General features: G+C 64.2%; 23 protein-coding genes. 19 read left to right on the top strand and 4 right to left on the bottom strand.

Annotation, left to right across the window (positions count from 1 at the left end):
* Window positions 1-3: 3 nt before the first annotated feature.
* Window positions 4-1,230: an MFS transporter gene (locus tag AB7531_RS27165; protein WP_063983921.1), complete on the bottom strand. Its 1,227-nt coding sequence runs from the start codon at window positions 1,228-1,230 to the stop codon at window positions 4-6.
* 91 nt (window positions 1,231-1,321) lie between these two features.
* Between AB7531_RS27165 and AB7531_RS27160 the strand changes: the two genes are divergently transcribed.
* From AB7531_RS27160 to AB7531_RS27145, 4 genes are read left to right on the top strand one after another with little or no spacing between them, the layout of a single operon-like run.
* Window positions 1,322-1,795, top strand: a complete 474-nt coding sequence (locus tag AB7531_RS27160; RefSeq protein WP_063983920.1) for a MarR family winged helix-turn-helix transcriptional regulator — start codon at window positions 1,322-1,324, stop codon at window positions 1,793-1,795.
* 1 nt (window position 1,796) lies between these two features.
* Window positions 1,797-3,848 (top strand): FUSC family protein, encoded by a 2,052-nt coding sequence (locus tag AB7531_RS27155; protein ID WP_063983919.1) that lies wholly within the window; start codon window positions 1,797-1,799, stop codon window positions 3,846-3,848.
* On the top strand, window positions 3,845-4,051 hold the full coding sequence (locus tag AB7531_RS27150; protein WP_028146630.1) for a DUF1656 domain-containing protein: 207 nt from the start codon (window positions 3,845-3,847) through the stop codon (window positions 4,049-4,051). Before AB7531_RS27155 ends, AB7531_RS27150 begins: the two co-directional genes overlap by 4 nt.
* Entirely contained in the window at window positions 4,048-4,914 is an 867-nt protein-coding gene (locus AB7531_RS27145) for an efflux RND transporter periplasmic adaptor subunit (protein ID WP_063983918.1), read from the top strand. Before AB7531_RS27150 ends, AB7531_RS27145 begins: the two co-directional genes overlap by 4 nt.
* A gap of 659 nt (window positions 4,915-5,573) precedes the next feature.
* Here the strand turns inward: AB7531_RS27145 and AB7531_RS27140 are convergent.
* Window positions 5,574-6,785: an acyl-CoA dehydrogenase family protein gene (locus tag AB7531_RS27140; RefSeq protein ID WP_063986445.1), complete on the bottom strand. Its 1,212-nt coding sequence runs from the start codon at window positions 6,783-6,785 to the stop codon at window positions 5,574-5,576.
* A gap of 569 nt (window positions 6,786-7,354) precedes the next feature.
* Between AB7531_RS27140 and AB7531_RS27135 the strand changes: the two genes are divergently transcribed.
* The 4 genes from AB7531_RS27135 to AB7531_RS27120 are packed head-to-tail and all read left to right on the top strand — an operon-like array spanning window position 7,355 to window position 10,020.
* The gene (locus tag AB7531_RS27135; RefSeq protein WP_441280185.1) at window positions 7,355-8,083 is read left to right on the top strand and encodes an outer membrane protein; all 729 of its coding nucleotides are present in this window, start codon (window positions 7,355-7,357) and stop codon (window positions 8,081-8,083) included.
* A 51-nt stretch (window positions 8,084-8,134) separates the two neighbouring features.
* Window positions 8,135-8,644 carry a porin gene (locus AB7531_RS27130; protein WP_063983916.1) on the top strand — a complete coding sequence of 170 codons (510 nt, stop codon included), beginning with the start codon at window positions 8,135-8,137 and terminating at the stop codon, window positions 8,642-8,644.
* Between the two features lie 52 nt (window positions 8,645-8,696).
* Window positions 8,697-9,455, top strand: a complete 759-nt coding sequence (locus AB7531_RS27125) for an outer membrane protein (protein ID WP_063983915.1) — start codon at window positions 8,697-8,699, stop codon at window positions 9,453-9,455.
* 31 nt (window positions 9,456-9,486) lie between these two features.
* Window positions 9,487-10,020: a porin gene (locus AB7531_RS27120; protein ID WP_063983914.1), complete on the top strand. Its 534-nt coding sequence runs from the start codon at window positions 9,487-9,489 to the stop codon at window positions 10,018-10,020.
* Between the two features lie 83 nt (window positions 10,021-10,103).
* On the opposite strand, the gene AB7531_RS27115 is transcribed toward AB7531_RS27120, so the two are convergent.
* Window positions 10,104-11,222, bottom strand: coding sequence for a glycoside hydrolase family 172 protein (locus AB7531_RS27115; protein WP_063983913.1), 1,119 nt, complete (start codon window positions 11,220-11,222; stop codon window positions 10,104-10,106).
* A gap of 92 nt (window positions 11,223-11,314) precedes the next feature.
* Window positions 11,315-12,940 carry a long-chain fatty acid--CoA ligase gene (locus AB7531_RS27110; protein WP_063986444.1) on the bottom strand — a complete coding sequence of 542 codons (1,626 nt, stop codon included), beginning with the start codon at window positions 12,938-12,940 and terminating at the stop codon, window positions 11,315-11,317.
* A gap of 163 nt (window positions 12,941-13,103) precedes the next feature.
* On the opposite strand from AB7531_RS27110, the gene AB7531_RS27105 reads away from it, so the two are divergent.
* The 11 genes from AB7531_RS27105 to AB7531_RS27055 all read left to right on the top strand — a co-directional run bounded on the left by AB7531_RS27105 (window position 13,104) and on the right by AB7531_RS27055 (window position 22,166).
* Window positions 13,104-14,966, top strand: a complete 1,863-nt coding sequence (locus tag AB7531_RS27105; protein WP_063983912.1) for a flavin-containing monooxygenase — start codon at window positions 13,104-13,106, stop codon at window positions 14,964-14,966.
* Entirely contained in the window at window positions 14,963-15,769 is an 807-nt protein-coding gene (locus AB7531_RS27100; RefSeq protein WP_231144598.1) for a shikimate dehydrogenase family protein, read from the top strand. Before AB7531_RS27105 ends, AB7531_RS27100 begins: the two co-directional genes overlap by 4 nt.
* Window positions 15,770-15,888: 119 nt before the next feature.
* A complete protein-coding gene (locus AB7531_RS27095) occupies window positions 15,889-16,722 on the top strand; it encodes a lytic murein transglycosylase (protein ID WP_063983910.1) in 834 nt (277 codons plus the stop codon).
* A gap of 105 nt (window positions 16,723-16,827) precedes the next feature.
* Complete coding sequence (locus tag AB7531_RS27090; protein WP_028146622.1) at window positions 16,828-17,049, top strand: hypothetical protein; 222 nt, start codon at window positions 16,828-16,830, stop codon at window positions 17,047-17,049.
* Between the two features lie 12 nt (window positions 17,050-17,061).
* Entirely contained in the window at window positions 17,062-17,484 is a 423-nt protein-coding gene (locus tag AB7531_RS27085) for a hypothetical protein (protein WP_063983909.1), read from the top strand.
* Between the two features lie 387 nt (window positions 17,485-17,871).
* Entirely contained in the window at window positions 17,872-18,318 is a 447-nt protein-coding gene (locus AB7531_RS27080) for a MaoC family dehydratase (protein WP_014496047.1), read from the top strand.
* A 100-nt stretch (window positions 18,319-18,418) separates the two neighbouring features.
* On the top strand, window positions 18,419-18,931 hold the full coding sequence (locus tag AB7531_RS27075; protein WP_063983908.1) for a hypothetical protein: 513 nt from the start codon (window positions 18,419-18,421) through the stop codon (window positions 18,929-18,931).
* Between the two features lie 289 nt (window positions 18,932-19,220).
* Window positions 19,221-20,378 carry a helix-turn-helix transcriptional regulator gene (locus AB7531_RS27070; RefSeq protein ID WP_063986443.1) on the top strand — a complete coding sequence of 386 codons (1,158 nt, stop codon included), beginning with the start codon at window positions 19,221-19,223 and terminating at the stop codon, window positions 20,376-20,378.
* 228 nt (window positions 20,379-20,606) lie between these two features.
* Window positions 20,607-21,581 (top strand): helix-turn-helix transcriptional regulator, encoded by a 975-nt coding sequence (locus AB7531_RS27065; RefSeq protein WP_063983907.1) that lies wholly within the window; start codon window positions 20,607-20,609, stop codon window positions 21,579-21,581.
* Window positions 21,582-21,715: 134 nt separating this feature from the next.
* Window positions 21,716-21,964, top strand: coding sequence for a DUF6894 family protein (locus AB7531_RS27060; protein WP_063983906.1), 249 nt, complete (start codon window positions 21,716-21,718; stop codon window positions 21,962-21,964).
* Window positions 21,933-22,166 carry a hypothetical protein gene (locus tag AB7531_RS27055; protein WP_187388101.1) on the top strand — a complete coding sequence of 78 codons (234 nt, stop codon included), beginning with the start codon at window positions 21,933-21,935 and terminating at the stop codon, window positions 22,164-22,166. The genes AB7531_RS27060 and AB7531_RS27055 overlap by 32 nt, the downstream gene beginning before the upstream one ends.
* Window positions 22,167-22,196 lie beyond the last annotated feature (30 nt).

The raw sequence follows: 22,196 nt of genomic DNA, 5'->3' as shown, positions 1-22,196 counted from the left end.
GCGCTAGCGCGCCCGCGGCGTGTCCAGTAACTGGCCCGCCAACGCCGCGCCGATCGCCGCGATGGCGGCCATAGCAAGCGCCCACGGAACGAACAGCCGATGACCGATCAGCGCGCCGCTCAGGAGCGGCGCGCTGATATTCGCGCCCGACATCAGCGACTGGTTGAGGCCCATGATCATGCCCTGACGATTGATCGCGGTCGAGCGCGACAGCTCGGCCGTCAGCGTGCTGCGCGCGAACATGGTGCCGACGATGATCAGTGTCAGGTTGATCGCGAGCAGGCCGACATTGTCGCGGGCCGCAAGTCCGGCAAATCCGAGACCCATGCAAGCGAACGCGGCCATCACGATGCTGCGGTCTGACGCGATGATGCTCACACGCGTGATGAGCAGTCCCTGAACCACCATGTTGATGAAGCCGGCATAGGCGAACATCCAGCCGAGCTCGCGCGCGCCGAAGGGATGTCCGTCCCAGGAGAACCGCGCCGACAGGAACAGGCCGATCTGCGACAGGAACATCGAGTTGACGAAGAAGAACACGATGAGCAGGCCGAGCAGCCGCCAGGCATAGCGCATGCCGAGCAGGCTGCGGGCCAACGTCGGCTCGGGCACGCGATGCTGGTAGAGCGGCTCGGACGCCGGGTGATCAGGCGGGAGCAGGGCGATCGTCGCAACGATGCTGATCAGCGAGAGCGCGGCCGCGGCCCACACCGGCGCGGTCTGGCCGTAGTGCACGAGGAAGCTCGAGAGAGCGGGGCCGAGCAGCAGCCCGGTTCCGATCGCACCGCTGGTCATGCCGAGTGCCTGCTTGCGTGTTGCCGGCGCGCTGTGCTCGGCGGCATAGGCGTGAGCGACCGAGATGTTGCCTGATGTCAGGCCGTCGATGATGCGTGCCAGGAACACCAGCGTCAGGTTGCCCGCCAATGCGAGCAGGATGAAGCCGATGAACGTCCCGATCTGGCTGACGACCAGAACCTTCCGCCGGCCGTAACGATCCGAGAGCATGCCGACCACGGGGCCGGCAACGAGCTGACAGACGGCATAGGCCGAGATCAGCGCGCCGAGCAGGAACGGCGTCGCGCCGAGCCGCTGCGAGTAGAACGGCAGCAACGGCAGGATGATTCCCATGCCCGTGGCGTCCACAGCGACGACCACGAAGGTCGGGACCAGCGTCAGCGTGCTCTCGCCCGCTATCGTCTCCCTTGCCTCGGTCGCGGAACCCGGTCCCATCCAGCGCTGTCCTCGTTCGCATTTGCGTGATCGATTGCGATACGCGGATTATATAGTTGCAGGCTAATAGTTCGCGTCCTATCTAATTTGCATGGCTCCCTCGCAGGCTCATATCCACGGCGAGATCGGCCGGCTGATCGCGCGACTGGCCCGCATCTGGCGCCGCGAGTCGGATCAGGCGCTGTCCGATCACGGCCTGTCCTATGCGACCGCGATTCCGCTGCTGGTGCTGTCGCGGCAGGGCGAGAACGTGCGCCAGGGCGTGCTCGCCGACGAGCTCGGCATCGAGGGGCCGTCGCTGGTTCGGTTGATCGATCTGCTCGAGGCCGAGGGGCTGGTTGAACGCCGCGAGGATCCGAGCGACCGCCGTGCCAAAACGCTACATCTGACCAAAGCGGGCGAGGTCAAGGTCGAAGAGACCAACCGGGTGCTGCGCCGGGTACGGGCGAGCTTGCTCAAGGATATCGGCGCGGACGAACTTGCGATAACCTTCGAAACTCTTCAGCGCATCGAACAGCGGGCCAGTCGCCTGCAGGACACCAAGACCGGTCCAGAGACGAAATAGCATGCGCGCAGACGAGCCGTTCCTGGTCCGCCACGCGGACGTCATTTTTGCGTTGAAGACGTTTGCCGCGTCGATGCTGGCGCTCGTCATCGCATTCGCCATGGACCTGCCGCGGCCCTATTGGGCGATGGCGACCGTCTACATCACCTCGCAGCCGCTGGCGGGCGCGACCAGCTCAAAAGCGTTCTTCCGCGTCATGGGCACGCTGGTCGGCGCCACCATGACGGTGGCGCTGGTGCCGAACCTGATCGATGCGCCGGAATTGCTTTGCCTCGCGATCGCGCTCTGGGTCGGGCTCTGCCTCTATCTGTCGCTGCTCGATGGCACGCCGCGCAGCTACGTCTTCATGCTGGCGGGATACACGGTCGCATTGATCGGGTTTCCCTCCGTCTCCGAGCCTGGCGCCATCTTCGATACCGCCATTGCGCGGGTGGAGGAGATTTCCCTCGGCATCATCTGCGCGAGCCTCGTCTCCACCATCGTCCTTCCCCGCAGCGTCGCGCCAGCCGTCGCCAACCGCGTCGACGCCTGGCTGTCGGATGCGCAGCGCCTGAGCCAGGCGGTGCTGCTTCGTCAGGGAACGAGTGAGACGCGCCGCGGCAGGCGGCTCAAGCTTGCGACCGACATCGTCGAGATCGACACGCTTTCCACCCATCTTGCGTATGACCGGCTGACCGATCGCAATGTGGTGACTGGCCTCGGCGAGATCCGGCTGCGCATGCTGATGCTGTTGCCGGTGATCGCCTCGCTGGAGGATCGGCTGGCAGCGCTGGGGGAGGAGGCGTTGCGCCGGCAGCCCGAGCTGAAGCGGCTGCTGGAGGATCTTGCGAAATGGATTGCGAGCGATGTCGGCGCGCGGCAACCTGCCGAGCCGATCCGCGCCGCGATCACAGGGCGACAGGCGGTGCTCGATGACAGCGCCTCATGGGAGCGGATCATCACTACGAGCCTGCTGTTGCGGCTGCGCGAGCTGGTCGACCTGTCGCGCGACTGCCGCGTGCTCAGCGAGGCCATCGCCGAGAGCCGCAATGTTTCGACGCTCGACCTGGCCTTCCGTTCCGAGGCCGGCGCCGCGCCGGTGCGCCATCGCGACCGCGGCCTTGCCTTGTGGTCGGCAGCCGGCGCGGCCACGGCCATCCTGATCTGCTGCGCGTTCTGGATCGGGACCGGCTGGCCGGACGGCGCCTCGGCGCCGATGATGGCGGCGGTCGCGTGCTCCTTCTTTGCCGCGCAGGACGAGCCCGCACGTTTCATCCGCAGTTTCGGCCTGTGGTCGCTGGTCGCCATCGTGGTCGTCGCGATCTATCTGTTCGCGCTGGTGCCGGCGATCTCTCATATCGAGGTCCTGATCGTCGCGCTGGCGCCGACCTTCCTGGTCTACGGCTTCCTGATCGGACGGCCGGCAACGGCGGGAACAGGCATGGCGCTCGCGGCCAACACCGCAACGCTGTTGGCGCTGCAATCGACTTACAGCGCGGATTTCGCATCCTATGCCAATTCCGCGGTCGCCTTCTTCGTCGGCGTCGTCATCGCCGAGCTCGTGACGCGGATCGCGCGCGGCGTGGGCGCGGAGTGGATCGCCAATCGCCTGGTGCTATCGAGCTGGAAGACGCTCGCGGTCGCTGCCGAGCGCCGTGGCAAGCATGATCGGGCAGAGTTTGCGGGCCTCATGCTGCATCGGCTCGGGCTGCTGGTGCAGCGCATCGCCTTCCTCTCCGAGAGCGATCGCCACGATGCCGACAGCCTCGTGCAGCTTCGAATCGGGATCAATATCATCGACCTGCGCCGCGCCCGCTATGGGCTTGCCGCAACCACCATTGCCGTCATCGACGACATGCTTGATCAGCTCGCCATCGCTTGCCGCAGCCATGCCGGTGGGGGAATGCCGACCGAGCTTTTGACCAGCGTCGATCGGGCGCTGGCCAAGGCGGTGACGGATTCCAATGACCGCGCGCGCGAAGACGCCCTGATCGGCCTCGTCGGCATCCGCCGCGGCCTGTTCCCGGACGCACCGGCCTACCGGCCGCGTACAGGCGCGAGTGTTGCAGCATGAGATACGTGATCGACATCTATGGCGTGCTCGTGCCGGCGCTGCTGCTGTGGATCATCGTCGCCTATGTCCTGAGCGCGATCCTGCGCCGGCTCATGCAGCGCTTCGACCTCTACCGGCTGGTCTGGCACCGTGCGCTGTTCGATTTCGCGATTTTCGTCTGTCTTCTCGGCGGCGTCGTCTATCTCTCGGAGTTTTTGCCATGAAGGGGAATTTCGCCTGGTTTGGCCGCCTTGCGCTGACCGTTCTCGCCGTCGTCGCCGCGCTCGCGGTCGGCCGTGAACTTTGGGTCTATTACATGGAGCAGCCCTGGACCCGCGACGGTCGCGTCCGCGCCGATGTGGTGCAGGTCGCGCCTGACGTCTCCGGGTTCGTCACGGAGGTGCTGGTCAAGGACAACCAGAAAGTCCATCGCGGCGATGTGCTGTTCCGGATTGATCGCGAACGTTTCGCGCTGGCCTTGCGGCAAGCCGATGCATCGGTGGCGGGTCATCAGGCCACGCTCGACCAGGCCAATTCCGATTTGAAGCGCTACAGCGCGCTGACCACCGATGCGGTATCGCAGCAGAAGCAGGAGCAGGTGTTGGCCACCCAGCTCCAGGCCAAGGCGGCGTTCGATCAGGCCGTCGCCGACCGCGCGGTCGCCCAGCTCAACCTCGATCGCAGCGAGGTCCACGCCTCCGTGAACGGTGTCATCACCAATATGGATCTGCGTCCCGGCGCTTACGTCACGGCCGGTAAGGGCGTGATGGCGCTGGTCGACACGGATACGTTGCACGTGGAGGGTTATTTCGAAGAGACAAAGCTCGCGCGCATCCGCACCGGCGACAAGGTGCGGGTCCGCCTGATGGGCGAAACGGTCACGCTGTCAGGCCATGTCGAGAGCATCGCCGCCGGCATCGAGGACCGCGACCGCGCTGAGGGCGCGAACCTGCTTGCCAATGTCAACCCGACCTTCAGCTGGGTGCGGCTCGCCCAGCGCGTCCCCGTGCGCATCGCGCTGGACAATGTCCCTGACACCATCTCGCTCGTCGCCGGCCGCTCCGCGACGGTAGAGGTATTGGACTAACGCAACGAGCCCATGGATCGCGCCTGGCTTGGGGAAAACCGCCAACAGGCGTTTCAATGCCAAATCGCAGGGCTAATCCTGACGCGCTTGTGTGAGTCGGGGGACCGTATGGGCGTTTGGTTTTTAGTCCTGGCAGCTTGCGTCGTCGGCGCGTTGCTCCTTTTGGCATTCTGCCGATAGAGCCGACAGCGGACGCAAATGTTGCTGCGAAGCATCAGCCAGCCGTTGAATAGCGGTTCCAGACCGATGGTTTTTGACTGTGCATGGATGACCGCGTTCACTTCCGGGATCGGAGGCGGGCATGAGCTGGTTGTTTGTGTTTCTCATTGCCGCGAGCGCAGTCGTTCTGATCGCCCATGCGATTGACGCGATGCGTTCCTGATACTGCCTGCGACTCGGTTCGTCGGTAGCTCGGTAAGCGACGAAATTGTTCCGAGGCGGGCGAGTGTCAATTTGAGGAACCTGGTCCTGCGGGCCAAGGTTGTCACAGCAGGAGGAATACGATCATGCTTGCGTTCTATCTGCCGATCATCATTTTCGGAGCGATGCTCGAAGCGATTTCGAAGCAAACTGTCTCTGCACCCATCCAGGAGCCGCCAAGCATCGATTAGACTCCGACGCTCACGCGTTCCGCTCGGGACTGACGAACCAGCGTCTGCTCAGGCATTCGAGTATTTCTTCAGCTCGAACCGCGCGATCTGGTTTCGGTGCACCTCATCCGGCCCATCGGCAAGCCGGAGCAGGCGCGCGGTCGCGTAGGCCTGGGTCAAGCCAAAATCGTTCGAGGTGCCGCCGCCGCCATGGGCCTGGATGGCCCAGTCGATGATCTGGCAGGCCATGTTGGGCACGGCGACCTTGATCATCGCGATCTCGGCCTTCGCGACCTTGTTGCCGACCGTGTCCATCGCATAGGCGGCGTTGAGCGTCAGCAGCCGGGCCTGCTCGATCATGATGCGGGCTTCCGCGATGCGCTCCTGCGTCACGGTCTGCTCCGAGACCGGTTTGCCGAAGGCGACGCGGCTGCGCACGCGGCGGCACATCTTTTCCAACGTGCGCTCGGCAAGGCCAATCAGCCGCATGCAGTGATGGATGCGGCCGGGGCCGAGGCGGCCCTGTGCGATCTCGAAGCCTCGGCCTTCGCCCAGCAGCATGTTTTCCTTGGGCACGCGCACATTGGTGAAGACGACCTCGGAAGCGCGGTCGGGCACGCCGTAGAAGCCGAACACGGGCAGCGGACGCTTGACCTCGATGCCCGGCGTGTCCATCGGCACCAGGATCATGGACTGCTGCTTGTGCCGGTCGGGATTGTCCGGATCGGTCTTGCCCATGAAGATGCAGATCTTGCAGCGCGGATCGGTTGCGTTGGTCGTGTACCATTTCCGCCCGTTGATGACGTAATGGTCGCCGTCGCGCACGATCGAGCTTTCGATGTTCGTCGCATCGGATGATGCGACCGCGGGCTCGGTCATGGCGAAGCAGGAGCGGATTTCGCCTGATAGCAGCGGCTTCAACCAGCGCTCCTTGTCCTTCTCCGTGCCATAGCGCTCCAGCACCTCCATGTTGCCGGTGTCGGGCGCCGAGCAGTTGAACACTTCGGGCGCCAGATGCGTGCGCCCCATCACCTCGCAGAGCGGGGCATATTCGAGATTGGTGAGACCCGCGCCGTGGCCGGACTCAGGCAGGAACAAATTCCAGAGACCTTCGGCGCGCGCCAGTGGCTTCAGCTCCTCGACGACGGGATAGACCTTCCACGGTCCGAGCTCTTCCGCTTCGCGATAGAAGCGCTCCTCGTTCGGATAGATGTGCCGGTCCATGAAACTTTCGAGCTTGCGCTTGAGCTCGACGACTTTGGGCGACATCGGGTAGAGCATCTGGACCTCCTGTAGATCAAGCAGCGCCTGCACGCGGGGCCGGCCTGCATCAGAATCGAGTCGGCGATAGCGGCGCTTGCCTCATCGCATTTTCATCGGCGCGGCTCTGCGCAAATCGCGTCAGAGCTCACCTGTTGCGTAGCGATATTAACGTCCATTCATGCGTTGTCTTGCGTTTGTGCACCGAATGAGAAGCGCGTGGGAAACAATCAGCAACTGTGACTTTGACGCGACTGGCAATCCGAAAGGTCGTGCCTAAGATCGGCCTCAATCAAAAGTGGGGGCAGCAGTCATGACAACACAAGGGGACTACGGAAGCACTTCCTTACGGATCGCGCGCCCCTAGTTCGCCAGTCGATAGGACGCGGAGCGCATTGTCCTAGACTGCGCGCGGGTTCTTCCAACAACCGATAGTTCGTCCCGTCGATCCGCAAGCTGCGCGGTCGCCGGTTTCGTTCGTTCAAAAGCAAGCAAGGGCTTGATCCAAACGTTGCATCTCAAGGCACAATCTAAAATAGATAAATATAAGAAACACACTCTTGAATTCGAAAAAGGAAATGGACATCGACATGCACACGCAATCAGAACGCTCCGTCACTCACCGCATCAGACTCGCCGCCGCCGTTGCAGCGGTGAGCGCGATTACCACTTCACCTGCTTTCGCCGGCGGTCCGCTGCCTGCACCCGTCGTCTCCTGGTCTGGATTCTACGCCGGTGTCCATGGCGGCTGGGGATGGGGGAAGTCGGAGTTTCGCGATCCCCTCAACAGCCCCGCCAACAATCCGTTCTTTGCCTACTACAACGGACCGCTCGCGGGCGGGCAGCTCGGCTACAATTGGCAGCTGGGCAACTATGTCCTTGGTGCCGAGGTCGACGGCTCCTGGTCCTTCGTGAAGGGCAACACCAGCACGTCGCCCCTTCTCACGTCGAGCACCACCAACGGGGTCGGCTACACCGCCCTCGCGACCGCGACGGGCCGTGTCGGCTACGCATCGGGCCAATGGCTCGCCTATGCCAAGGGCGGTGCCGCCTATGCCCGCATGGAGCTTTCGTCGCGGTTCACCCCGGAGATCACCAACTACAACCGCGAGCTGTTCGGTGCCGTCGGCGGCGTCGGCCTGGAAGTGGCCTTCCTGCGCAACGTCTCCGCCAAGGTCGAATACAACGCGATCTTTCTCCCCACCGAAACGCTGCATTGGGTGAGCCAGGACACGACCTCCGAGATCAAGCATTTCGTCCAGGTGGTGAAGGCCGGCATCAACGTCCGTTTCAACGGCGACGGCGGCCTCCCGCGTTAATTCCCCGGCACGTCGAAACAACATTCAACAGAAATCCTCGGAGACAACATCATGTCCACCATGTCCAAGATCGCCGCAGTCGTCACCGCCGGCCTCGGCGCCATGATCGCCGCACCAAGCCACGCCGCCGCTCCAGTCGAGTACGTCAAGGTCTGCTCCTTGTACGGCGCCGGCTTCTTCTACATTCCGGGCACCGACACCTGCACCAACGCCAACCAGATCGCGACGAACCAGTTCGATCTCGCGCGTGCGCAGACCCGCGCTTCGACCGGCACCGCGATGGCCGCGTCGCTCGTCGCGCCGTGGCTTCCGACCGGCACCAATTACGCGGTCTCGACCCACTGGGCGACCTATGACGGCCAGCACGCCGCGGGCTTCTCGGGCTTGGTGCGGGTCTCCGGCAATTTCGTGTTCTCGGGCGGCTTCTCGCTCGGCCTCGACAAGGGAAGCCTCACGTCCCTCACCAACCGCACGCAGACGGAATTCGGCACGGCGATCCCGGCGCAATCGTGGAGTGACGTCCGTGGCCTCGGCCGCGCGGGGTTCATGTACGCCTGGTGATGCACGCGACGCTCGCTCCTAAAATTCATTCTGACATTTGAAAGACCATCCCATGACAATCTCTCTCTCGCGATCGGCGCGCCGCTTCCTCTCCTGCGTTGCTGCCGTCACGCCGCTTCTCGCGGCCATGCCGCTCACCGCCGCATCCGCGAACGCGGCCGACATGACCGTGAAGGCTCCGGTCGTCGCTCCGGTGCCGCTCTGGAACGGCTTCTACATTGGTGCTCATGGCGGTTATGGCATGGGCAGCAGCCGGCTCGTCGACCCGAGCTTCGCATTCGCGCAAGATCGCTTCACGATGGACACAAAGGGCGCGCTCGCAGGTGCGCAGGTTGGCGCCAACTGGCAGTTCGACAACATCGTGGTCGGTGCCGAGCTCGATCTTTCCTGGGCGTCGATCAAGGGCAATCGTCCGTTCGATCCCGCGAACCCCATCTTGTCCGGGCTTTCAGTGTCGTACCAGGCGATGGCGACGGGCACCGGTCGCATCGGCTACGCGTTTGATAACGTACTGGCTTACGCCAAAGGCGGCGTTGCCTGGGCAAATGTCGCCTACCAGGCCTATGTCGGCACGGTTGCTCCGCTCGACGTGAACCACCAGCGGACCGGCTTGACCGGCGGCGTCGGCCTTGAATACGCGCTGACGAGCAATCTCTCGGCGCGGCTGGAGTACGACTATCTGTACTTCGGTCCGGCCGCGATCGCGCTGAGCACACGGATCAGTACCCAAAACGTCGACCATGACCTGCACCTCGTGAAGCTCGGCGTGAACTACCGCTTCAACGGCGATGCCATCGTTGCTCGTTACTGAGCCGCGTCAACGTCACTGATTGGAGACAAACATGTGGAAGCAAATCAACGCGGCACGAGACGTCTTCCGACGTCACCTGCGCGCTATCCTTGCGACTGCCGCTCTGGTTCTGGCGATCCCGACGCCCGGCCATGCTGCGGTCGAGTACGAAAAGATCTGCTCGGTCTACGGTGCCAACTTCTTCTACATACCGGGTACTGACACCTGCGTGAACGCGGGGCAGACGGTGCAGAGCCAGTTCGATCTCGCACGCCAGATTACCCGTGCAGCGACGGGAACGGCCATGGCGACTTCGCTCGTCAATCCGTTCCTGCCCGACGGGACCAACTATGCGATCTCGACGCACTGGGCCGTCTTCGACGGGCAGCATGCCGCCGGTGTGGTCGGAATGATCAGGATCCAGGGAAACCTGTCACTGACCATGGGCATCGCGTTCGGTCTCGATCGCGGCAGCTTGACGTCCACGTCCAACCGGACCGCGACGGAGTTTGGCGTGGCGCTTCCGGCGCAGTCGTGGAGCGACGTGCGCGCCCTTGGACGGGTGGGGCTCCAGTATTCCTGGTAGCCGGCGCCGAACACGAAGGCGCCGCCCGGACGATCTTCACGACGTCCGGGCGGCGCAAATGCTGTGAGCCCAGGGAAGGGCGGCTAGCCGATTTCGAGATAATCCGGGCCGGGCAATGTCGGGAAGGGCGGGGTCGGCAGCGTCTGGTACCAGAACGCGACCGAGGCGATGTCGTCCTGCAATGGAAGATACTTCGCCTCCTTGACGCCCGGCAGCCAGCCCAGCGCCTGGATCGTCACGCGCAGATCGGAGCGGAAGCGCACGGGATCGGGGATGTGCCAGCGGTACAGGCCGAAGCGTTGCTGCGATTTGTAGGCACCATCGGGACGGATCACCTGCGGCAGGCCGGCATAGGGCGTGGTGAATTCCTGGTAGCGGGATTGTTGCGCCGGACCCTGGCCGGCATGCGCGACATAGGGATCGAAATTATAGGCGCCGCAGAAATAATCTTCGGTGCCGGTGCCGCAGATGGTGGGGAATGCACCGTCGCCGTCGATGAAGAACTTGATCTCGCCTTCGCCCCACCAGCCGTTGTTGTTGACGCCCCAGGCCATATAAGTGCCGACATAATGGCCCGCACCGCTGACGCCATCGAGGATGGTGTAGACCTCCTTGTACGGCAGCGGGTTGGTACGCCGGAATTGCGCATGGAAATAGGCGCAGTCCTCGGGCACCTCAGTCAGCGTGTAGTTGATCTGGTAGTAGACGGTGAGCTGCTCCTCGCTGCGGTTCTCCAGCGTGAAGCGCGCGCGCTTGCGGAACGGCATCTCCCAGTAGCAGTTGAAGGCGCGGCCGGGATTGACGCAGACCGCGAGCGAGGACACCTGTGCGAACTCCTCCCATCCGCAGGCGAAGAAATCGCCGGCCGGGCACTCGACGCTCGGTTGCGCCTGGTCGTCCCAGTAGATGCGCAGGATCGAGTGACGGAGCCGCCCGCGCGCCAGCGTCATCCAGATCTGCTGGATCGCGCCCTGGCCCTGGATGTCGCCGAGCGTAAAGGTCGCGCCGGGCCCGATCACGACATAGGGCGAGACCTTCCAGCCCTGGCCGAGATCGCGGGCCTGGCGTGCGGCGGGGCCGTCGACGGACATGCCGCCCTTGCCCTTCTCGCCGGTGAAATTCTCGGGGCTGATCGAGCGCGTCTGCGCATTCGACAGGCGCGACAGATTGCCGAGATGCAGGCCCAATCCGGAAAACGCCATGCTGTCCTCGATCCCTGGAGTTAGCGACACCTCGATATATCGCCGTCGAATCTACCAAAAGATGAAGACCGCGCACGCAGGGTGCGCGTACTTCAGGCGACGCGGTATTCCCTGAACTTCTCGCGCAGCGCGGATTTGAGCACCTTGCCGGTGCCGGTCATCGGAAATTCGTCCAGGAATTCGACCGCATCCGGCATCCACCAGCTCGCGATCTTCGGGCGCATGTGGTCGAGCAGGGCCTTGCCGTCCACGGTCGCGCCCTTCTTGCGGACGACGAGGAGCAGCGGACGCTCCTGCCATTTTTCATGGTTGATCGCGACCACGGCGGCTTGCAGCACATCGGGGTGGGACAAGGCGACGTCCTCGAGCTGGATCGAGGAGATCCATTCGCCACCGGACTTGATCACGTCCTTGGAGCGATCGGTCAGCGTGACGTGGCCTTGGCTGTCGATCACCGCCATGTCGCCGGTGATCAGCCAGCCATCACGGTCGAGGCCTTCGTCGAGCTTCATATAGCCCGAGGCGACCCACGGTCCACGCGCGCGCAGATGGCCGACGGTCTTGCCGTCGCGCGGCAGCTCGTTGCCGCCGTCGTCGACGATGCGCAAGGCTGTGCCGAAGCAGGCGCGGCCCGACACCTGGCGCCGGTCGAATTTCTCCTTGTCGCCGAGATGCTCGGAGCCGGGCCGCAAGCCCGGCATCGAGCAGCCCAGGGCCTCGGTCATGCCCCAGGCCTGGACGTAGTCGATGTCATAGTCGAGCTTGAGCTTCTCGACCATCGCACGCGGCGGCGCCGAGCCGGACGACAGTGTCGCGCGCAGCGTCGAGAATTTATTGCCGGTGCGCCCTAGCCAGTCGAGCAGGATCAGCCAGAAGCTCGGCACGCCGGCGGAGAGCGTCACCTTCTCGCCTTCGAGCAGCTCATAGAGCTTGTCGGGCTCATAGTTGCGGCCGGGCAGCACCAGCTTTGATCCCGTGTAAGGCGCGGTGAATGGCATGTTCCAGCCGTTGCCGTGGAAGAGCGGCGCCATCGGCATCATGACTTCGCGTACGCCTTCGAGATGTCCCGGCAGGAAGTCGAAATTGCAGCAAGTCATGGTCTGCAGGATGGCGGCGCGGTGCGAATAGATCACGCCCTTGGGGTTGCCCGTCGTGCCCGACGTGTAGCAGATGGTGGAGGCGGATTTTTCGTCGAACTCCGGCCAGGCGAAGCCGGCGTCGTTCTCCCTGGCGAGGAGATCTTCATAGCAATGCACGTTCGCAAGCTTGGTCTCCGGCATTCGCTCGCGCGAGGACATCACGACATAGGCCTCGATCGTCTTCAGTTGCGGCGCGATCGCCTCGACCAGCGGCAGCGTGGCGCGGTCGATGAACAGCAGCCGGTCCTCGGCGTGGTTGATGATGTAGACGAGCTGCTCGGGGAACAGCCGCGGATTGATGGTGTGCAGCACATAGCCCATGCCGGGCGCGGCATAGAACATCTCGAAATGCCGGTGCGTATTCCAGGCCAGGGTGCCGACGCGGTCGCCTTGCTTCATGCCGAGCCGCTTCAGAGCCAGCGCCATGCGCTTGATGCGTGGATGGGCGTCGGCGTAGGTGTAGCGATGGATGTCGCCCTCGATCTCGCGCGCGACGATCTCGGCTTCGCCGTGATAGTCCGCGGCATACTGGATCAGGCCGCTGATCAGGAGCGGCATATCCATCATCAATCCCTGCATGGTCTCCTCCGCGGCCACGTCGTTGCGTGGCATATGTTGTGATTTGCGCGTGAGGTTAGCGGAACGTCACGGGACGTTCACGCAAAAAGCGATGGACGCGATTGCATGCGTCACTTTTTCGGGGCTAACTGATCCGAAGCAGCGTCCGCCGTGGAGGAAATCGATGTCAGCGGAAAGACACAAGACCGGTGCAGCCGGCGAATCTACGGTCGATATTTCCGCACTCCGCGCGCGCTATCGCGACGAGCGCGACCGGCGTTTGCGCGCCGAGGGCAAGGCGCAATATGTCGAGGTCGCAGGCGATTTCGGCCGCTATCTCGACGATCCCTGGGCCGATCCCGGATTTGCGCGCGCAGCTGTCAGCGAACAGACCGAAGTTCTCATAGTCGGCGGCGGCTTCGGCGGTCTGCTCTGCGGCGCGCGCCTGCGCGAGGCCGGCATCGAGGATTTTCGTATCGTGGAAAAGGCCGCCGATTTCGGCGGCACCTGGTACTGGAATCGTTATCCCGGTGCGGCCTGCGATACCGAGAGCTACATCTATCTGCCGCTGCTGGAAGAGACCGGCTACATGCCGGTGCGCAAATATGCGCGCGCGCCCGAGATCTACGAGCATTCCCGCCGCATCGGCCGTCACTTCGGCCTCTACGAGCGCGCGCTGTTTCAGACGATCATCTCGCGGATGGAATGGCAGGAGCAGGAGGGTTGCTGGCTGGTCGAGACCGATCGTGGCGATCGCATCCGCGCACGCTTCGTCATTCTCGCCGGGGGCCCGCTGAGCCGTCCGAAGCTGCCGGGTATTCCCGGCATCGAGACCTTCAAGGGCCACAGCTTCCACACCAGCCGCTGGGACTATGGCTACACCGGCGGCACGGCTGAAGGCGGTCTCACCGGTCTGGCCGACAAGCGCGTCGGCATCATCGGGACCGGCGCGACCGCCGTGCAATGCGTGCCGCATCTCGGCCGATCGGCGAAAGAGCTCTATGTCTTCCAGCGCACGCCATCGGCGATCGGCGTGCGCGACGACCGTCCGACGGACGCAAGCTGGGCGCAGAGCCTCGAGCCCGGCTGGCAGCGCGAGCGCATGGACAATTTCACTGCGGTCATCTCCGGCGAGCCGTTCGAACGGGATCTGGTGCAGGACGGTTGGACCGGCCTGCTTGGCGAGATCCTGCTGGCGCCGCGCCGCCAGCCGCAGCCGGTGACCTCGCTCGAAGAGGCGCTGAAGGTCATCGAGCAGGCCGACTACCGCAAGATGGAAGAGATCCGCGCGCGCGTCGATACCGTCGTGAAGGACGAAGCCGCCGCGGCGGCGCTCAAGCCCTGGTACAAGGCGTTCTGCAAACGCCCATGCTTCCACGACGAATATCTCGACACTTTCAATCGTCCCAACGTGCATCTGGTCGACACCAAAGGGCAGGGCGTCGAGCGGATCACCGAGAACGCCGTCGTGGTTGACGGCAAGGCCTATGAGCTCGACTGCCTGATCTATGCCAGCGGCTTCGAGGTCGGCACCGATTACGCCCGCCGCATGGGCTTCGAGGTTTACGGCCGTGACGGCGTGAGCCTGTCCGAGCGATGGCGCGATGGCGTCAAGACGCTGCATGGCTTCTACAGCCGTGGCTTCCCGAATTGCTTCCTGATCGTCACGGTGCAGGCCGGTCAGAGCGCCAATTTTCCGCACATCATCGACGAGCAGTCGCAGCACATCGCCTATGTGATCGCGGAGGCGCGCAAGCGCAAGGCGCGGACGCTGGAGCCGACGCTCGCCGCCGAGGACGCCTGGGTCGAGGAGGTCGTCAAGGCCGCGCTCGGCCGCCAGACCTATCTGGCCGAGTGCACGCCGGGCTACTACAACAACGAGGGCGTGTTCGATCCGATCGCGGCACGAAACAGCCAGTACTGGCGCGGGCCGGTGGCGTTCCTGCGGCTGCTCGACAAATGGCGCAAGGAAGGCAATCTGGATGGCCTGGAATTGACTGAGGGGACCGAGGCGGGCGGCTCTCAGGGTCCGGCTTCACCGGCATGATCCCGGGTCTATCAGGCGCGACGCGGCTCTACGTCATTGTCGGCGATCCCATCGCGCAGGTGCGCTCGCCGGCAGGCGTGACGGCCGCCTTCGCTGCGCGCGGCCATGACGGCATTCTCGTGCCGGTTCAGGTCGCGCCAGCGGATTTGCCGGATTTCCTCTCGGTGGCAACGCGGCTGAAGAACCTCGACGGCATCGTCGTGACCATCCCGCACAAATTTGCCTGCTATCAGGCCTGCGCCAGTGCGACCGAGCGCGCACATTTCCTGCGCACCGCGAACCTGATGCGCCGGCGCGCGGACGGTTCATGGCATGGCGACATGGTGGACGGCCTCGGCTTCGTCGGTGCGGCGCGGGCGAAGGGGATCGATCCCCGGGGCATGCGGGCACTGCTGGTCGGCGCCGGCGGCGCAGGATCGGCGATCGCGCTTGCGCTGGTCGAGGCCGGCGTGAGCGATCTCGCGATTCACGACAGCGCGACCGAGCGCCGCGACGCACTGATCGGCCGGCTCAACGGGCTCGGCAGAACGCCTGTGCGGGTCGGCACCAGGGATCCCGCGGGCTTCGATTTCGTCGCCAATGCGACACCCGCCGGGATGAAGGAGGGCGATCCGCTGCCGGTCGATGTCGCGCGGCTCGCGCCGACGGCCTATTGCGGCTGCGTCATCACACAACCCGAAGTCTCGCCCTTCGTCGCTGCCGCCCGCAGGGTCGGCTGCGTGACCGGGACCGGTACGGACATGTACGAGCAGCACCAGGGCATCATAGTGGATTTCCTGCTCGGCCGCGACGGCGAAGGGTAGGCGGCTGCCCCGGTGTCAAGGCACAGGTTGCGCCGGATGGGGCTTGAGCGATCAGGGCCGACGTAGGATCATGGGCCGGCGCGAGCCGGTCGCGCACGTTTATGTGAGAGGACCAGGGAATGACCAAGGGCAGGACCGTTGCGACGGCCATGATCGGCGCTGCAGCGCTGCTTCTCTCGCTGGCGCCCATGTCCCTGATATCCATGGCCCACGCCGCCACATGCGGCAGCTCGCCGGCGGGCTTTGAGGCCTGGAAGCGCGAGTTCGGCGCGGAGGCGCAGGGCAAGGGAGTCGGCCAGACCGCGCTCTCGGCGCTGATGCAGACCAATTACGCCGGTGCCACGATTGCGGCCGACCGCGGCCAGCGCAGTTTTTCGCTGACGCTCGACCAGTTCCTCGCCAAGCGCGGCGCCACCACCATCGTGGCCAAGGGGCGGCAGCTCAAGCAGTCGCAGGCCGCCTTGTTCGCCTCGATCCAGCAGCGCTACGGCGTCCCGCCCGGGCCGCTGATCGCGATCTGGGGCATGGAGACCGGGTTCGGCAGCCAGCGCGGCAACCAGAACATGCTGTCGTCGATCGCGACCCTTGCCTATGACTGCCGCCGTCCCGAATTTTTTACCGACCAGCTCTATGCCGCCCTCAAGCTGATCGACCGCGGCACGCTGTCGGGGGCGACCCGCGGCTCCATGCACGGCGAGGTCGGCCAGACCCAGTTCATGCCCAAGAACATCCTGGCCTATGGCACCGGCAATCTCGAGGTTGCCGCCAATGCGCTGAACTCGACGGCGAATTTCCTGAAAGCTCATGGCTGGCGCGCAGGAGCCGGTTACCAGCCGGGCGAACCGAATTTTGCCGCTATCGAGGCTTGGAATGCTGCCGGCGTCTATCAGAAGGCAATCGCCCTGATGGGACGGCAGATCGACGAGGGAGGAGGGGCGGCCGCGTTGCGTTGAGGCCGCATGAAGGCTCGGCCGCGCACGAGAAAGTTCTTGCGTTGAGGAACTGACGGCACGAGGTTTGCTTTGATCGGGGGCAGGGCTGGCATGAGGAGACTCAATATGGCTACCCAGATCGTGATGGACCAGACGGGCGACACGCGCCACGAGTTTGATCCTGACAATGCCGAAGCGCTGGCGCGAGCCGAACGGCGCTTTCGTGAGCTGACCGGAGCTGGCTTCACCGCCGCCTATCGTACCGGACCCGGTGAAGTTACCCGCATCAAGTCATTCGATCCGACCGCGCACGAAACGCTGTTCTATCCCCGCCTGGTCGGCGGTTGATCTGAGCTGCTCATGATCGCGGCAATTTGGCTCCGTGCGCCGGCGCGTGCGCGTCTGCATGCGCTGCGCGAGCTCTATCGGCGCTTCTTCGGCGAGAACACGCCGGATGCCCGCGGCCGCCGGCTTTTGGCCGAATGGCTGTCGCCGGCGCAGCGCGCGCAATTCGAGCAGCATCGGTATTTCGATGTCATCGGCTGCGATACCGGCAAAAGGTACCGCATCCACTACGGCACGGCCGCCAATGTCCATGAGATCGACGATGAGGGGCGTGCGGCGATGGGATGGTGCTTCGTCCCGTCAGGCTTTCTCGTGCCCGGCGACGTGATGCTGGCGCAGAAGGTCGCGCTCGAGACCGACGAGAACGCGGCAATCGCGCTCGCCAACCGGTTTCCGCCGGCCACGCACTCGGAGCACTTTTACCGGCGCCCGTTCTAGCGGCCGGAGGGCGTGCAGATCAGGAGTGCGTGGTGCGGTAGGCATCCAAAGCATGCGCCGCGAAGACAGCGACGCTGCAAAGCGCGAGCACGGCTGAGATCAGCTCGATCATAGCTCATCCTCCCGCAGCGGCTGGGAGACGAGATTTTGGCAGCAGGCATAATCCAAGATGAGGTCGAGGAAGAATTGCATGGTCGCCGTCCCTGTATGATTTTGACAACCAGATAACCGGCCATCTGTTTCAGGCGTGTTTCGTCGTTTTGGGAAACGGGTTTCGCGGGGAACCCGGGGCTGGCTTGTGCACCGCAGACCCGCTACATCCCGCGCTGCTCAGTCCTTCAGCCGGGCCTTTCGGGCGGGCGGCAAGTCATATTGCGAGGCAAAATCATGGCGCAGGTCGAGTGGTTCGACGATCTCACCATCGGAATGCGGTTCAAATCCCCCGAGGTGCAAGTCACCGAAGCCGACATCAAGCGCTTTGCAGCCGAGTTCGATCCGCAGCCGATGCATCTCGACCACGAGGCCGCCAAGCAGACCTTGTTCAACGGCCTGGCCGCATCAGGATGGCACACCGCCGCGATCGCCATGAACCTCGCGATCCAGGCCCGCCCGTTCGGCCCGCATCCGCTGATCGGCGCGGGCGTCGATGGCCTGCGCTGGACCATCCCGGTACGGCCCAATGACCGCCTGCATCTGGTCGGCGAGGTCATGAGCCTGACGCCGTCGAAGTCGAAGCCGCAGGGTATCGCGCTGGTGAAATGGACCATGTTCAACCAGAACGGCGAGGAGGTTTACACCTTCACCCCGATCGCCATCATCCCCAGGCGGGTGTAAGGCCGGCGACGTTCAGCATTGGCCGGGATCAGCCTCCTCGAGCCCTTGCGGGCCGCAGGCTGAGGTGGTCATCTCCGCGTGGGGAACGCTGGAGGCTGACATGAGACGATTCCTTCTTGCCGCTTTGCTGAGCGCGGGCGCCTTGGGCGCAGCCGTATCGAGCGCAGGGCCGGCGCTCGCGCAGCAATCCAAGGTCGGCGACTGGACCATCGAGAAGCGCGCGCAGGACACGCATTGCAATGCGAGCCGCGGCTACAAGGACAAGGAAGACGAGAACCGCAACTACGTCATCGTGATCACCTATTCCGAGAAGGCCATCGTGATCGTGATGATCTATGACGGTTGGGAGTGGGACAAGGTCGGCGAGATCCTCCGGGCCGACGTCGGCACCGATGACGCCGACATCATGAAGAAGGCGAAGTGGGAGGTCATGGACAAGACCACCGTGCGCGGCATCTTCGAATACGACCAGTCGATCATGGACCGGCTGTCGAAGGCCAGGCGTCTCTCGCTCGATTTCGAGGACGATGACGAGGACAGCATCGAGATGCAGATCCCGCGCGCCGGCGAGGCGCTGGCCGCGCTGAAGTTCTGCGAGGAGAACCGGAAGTAAAGCGCTGTGCCGCGCACAGCGCGCGCGATCGAGCAAGCAGCGCGAGGGCGCGTGACCCACAGCACACAGCCCGCGCGCTGTTCGCTTTTATCCTAGTCTTTGGCGAAAACGTCCAAGCCGCACCCTGCGGTTGACGTTACGCAAGGACGATGTTCGATATTTTAGCATCTCGCTGCACTGCTTTTTCCACGCCGAAGGCGACGATCGACCGCTCCGTCGGCTCTGCCAATGTCCAATGCGCAAGCTCCCTTCGTCACCGGGGCCGCACGCCGATCGCATCGTCCTTCCGATGACGATCCTCCAGGCAAACCGGTTCTCGTCTCTCGTCGGCGAGATCTACGATGCGGCGGTCGATCCTGCGCTGCGCAGCGGCGCGCTGGAACAGGTTTCCCATTTCGTCGGCGGGTGTGCCGCGACCATCCTGTCCCGCGATGCGGCAAGGCTCTCGATCGAGATTCACCAGCATTTTGGCACCGAATCCCGCTTCCGCCAGCTCTACCGCGACAGATATGTCGAGCAGGATCCTCTGCTCGATCGTCATCTTGCTTTTGCGGCCGGGCACGCCATCGGCGTGACCGATATCATGCCGCACGCGGACTTCGTGGCGACGAGCTTCTATCGCGAGTGGGTCGAGCCGCAGGGCGCGATCGACCTCGCGACCGTCGCGCTCGAGAGATCGGACGCGCGTACCACGGTGTTGCAGGTGTTGCGCCACCGATCCCGCGGAACCGTCGACGAGGCGATGCGCGAACGCATGCGGCTGCTCGCACCCCACATCCAGCGTTCCAGGATCATGGGCCGGCAGATCAGGGCGCGCTCGCACACCGTGGACGATCTTGCCGATGTGCTCGACGGCCTGAGCACGGCGATCTGCCTGCTCGATGCGGATGGCCGGGTCGTCCACGCCAACGCGGCGTGCCGGCAGCTGTTCGTCGATGCAAACCTGCTCGCGATGGTCGGCGACCGGATCGTGGTCCGTAACACCCAGGCCGACAAAATATTCCGCGGCCTGTTCGAAGTTGCCGCAGATGGTGAAACTCACCCGGCCGGTCGCCGCCGCATCGGGCTCGCGACGTCGGCGGACGGTCAGCACTATCTCGTCCAAGTCCTTCCATTGAAGCGGGAGCGCAGCCTGCCGCGAGACGTCGCGGCCACGGTGCTCCTCGTACAGAAGGCCGCGATGGTGCCATCGCTCGTGCCCGACGCCATTGCTGCGGCCTTCAGGCTGACGCGGTCCGAATTGCGCGTGCTGATGGCCATCGTCGAGGTCGGCGGCGTTCCCGATATCGCGGCAAAGCTCGGCATTGCCGAGACCACGGTGAAGACGCATCTCGGTCGCCTGTTCGAGAAGACCGGTGCCGGCAGGCAGGCCGACCTCGTGAAGATCGCGGCCGGCTTCACCGCGCCGTTTGTACAGCGAACGAGCCGCGACGACGACACCATGTGATTCATTTGACGGCGCGAGCCGCGCGGCGATGCAATCTCAATCCATTGTGATGAGCAGGATCGTCAGGTCCTCCGAACGTACGACGCGCGTCATTTGATACTTTCGTATATGGCGCCACTTGAATGAGAAGGGCAGCGTGCGCCACGGAACAATGCGCGCCGGCACCGGACGCGGGTGCGGGAGACGACAGCGCGTGAGCGAGCCTGCCTGTCGGTTGGAGAAATTGCAGTGAGCGGCAAGGTCGAATTTTCCATTCTCAATGTTTCGACGGACCACATTCCCGAAGACGAGCGTGTGTCGCTGCTGCGCGAATTCTATTGCCGCGGCGTGCTCAAGGCGGAGGTCGAGCCGACGGACGAAAAACCGTTCGCCGCGAGCCTCACATCCCATGGCTTGCCGGACGTCCAGCTGGTGATCGGCGGGCTGGTCGGAGCGCGGGTCATCCGTACCAAGCAATTGGTCGTCGACGGCAACGACAGCCTTGGCCTGATGATCAACCGATCCGGCATCGTCGAAGTATCTGCGCGAGGACGAGATCTGAGGCTTCATCCCGGTGACGCGGTTCTGACGAGCGCGGAGGACGCGACGATCTACGAACGCCTCTCGCTTGGAAATTGTCTGTCGCTGCGCGTGCCGCGGCGGGTGCTGGCGCCCATGATCGTGGACATCGACGACACCGTGATGCGAATCATTCCGGAGCGCGCCACCGGACTTCGCCTGCTGGTCGACTACGCGACGTCTCTGGTGCGCGAGCGCGCGTTCGCGGTGCCCGCATTGCGCCAGCTCGCTGTTGCACATCTCCATGATCTGATGGCGCGTGTTCTCGGCGCGACGGATGAGGTTCACGAGCTGGCCGGGCGCAGAGGCGTCCGGGCCGCGCGGCTGCGGAAGGTGAAGTCCTTCATCGTCAACAATTGCTGGCATCAGGACCTTTCGGTCGCGACCGTGGCGCAGGAATTCGGCGTGACCACACGTTACCTTCAGCGGCTGTTCGAAGCCGACGGCAAGACGTTCTCGTCCTTCCTGACCGGGCAGCGCCTCAAACGCGCCCATCGCATGCTGCGCGAGCCTGACTTCGCCGGGCGGCCGGTGAGCTCGATCGCCTACGACGTGGGCTTCGGCGATCTCTCTTATTTCAATCGTTGTTTCCGGCGGGCCTATGGCGCGACGCCCAGCGGCGTCAGGAGCGGCGAAGCGCTGTGACCGCGCGGTGCGCGGTTCGTGCGACCAGGCGGGTGCCTATCGCAGCGCGCGCGTTCGGCCGACTACGTCTTCTAAGCGCGCGGAGTAGAACGATGACGCTGTGTTTCGGACGGCGCCGGCAGTTGGAGTTGTGAATGCGCCGCTTCTTCTTTGATCTCCTGGTCGACAATGTCGTGAAGATCGATCCGGGCGGCATGGTCTTCGAGCAGGCCAAGGCCACGTTCGTCGTGGCCGACGAGATGGCGAGACATCTGTTCGTCTGGCGTGACGATCTGCGTGATCGCGACGCCTGGATCCGCGTCAGGGATGCGGGTGGGCGAGAGGTCTATCGCGCCGCGGTCTGGTCAGAAAATGTCGAGAAGGTCGGCTGGGACCAGGCATGACCGTTCCGACTTCACCCTCCTGGGCGGCAACGCCGACAACCGGTCGCGGCGCCAAGTGCTCAACAATGCTGCGGTGGCCGGCTTCGGCTTCGACTACCGCGCCAGCCGCAACGTGTCCGTGTTCGGCGCGGTCGAGGGCATGATGATGTCCGACCGGAGCCGCACCGGCACAGCGAAGGGTGGCGTTCGCGTCGCGTTCTGAGCCGGCATCAGCCCTGGCGGCTCGAATGCG

It is taken from the genome of Bradyrhizobium sp. 63_E2_N1_3, from assembly GCF_052076005.1.
GTDB lineage: Bacteria > Pseudomonadota > Alphaproteobacteria > Rhizobiales > Xanthobacteraceae > Bradyrhizobium > Bradyrhizobium barranii.
This window is presented reverse-complemented; position numbering and strand designations above follow the sequence as displayed.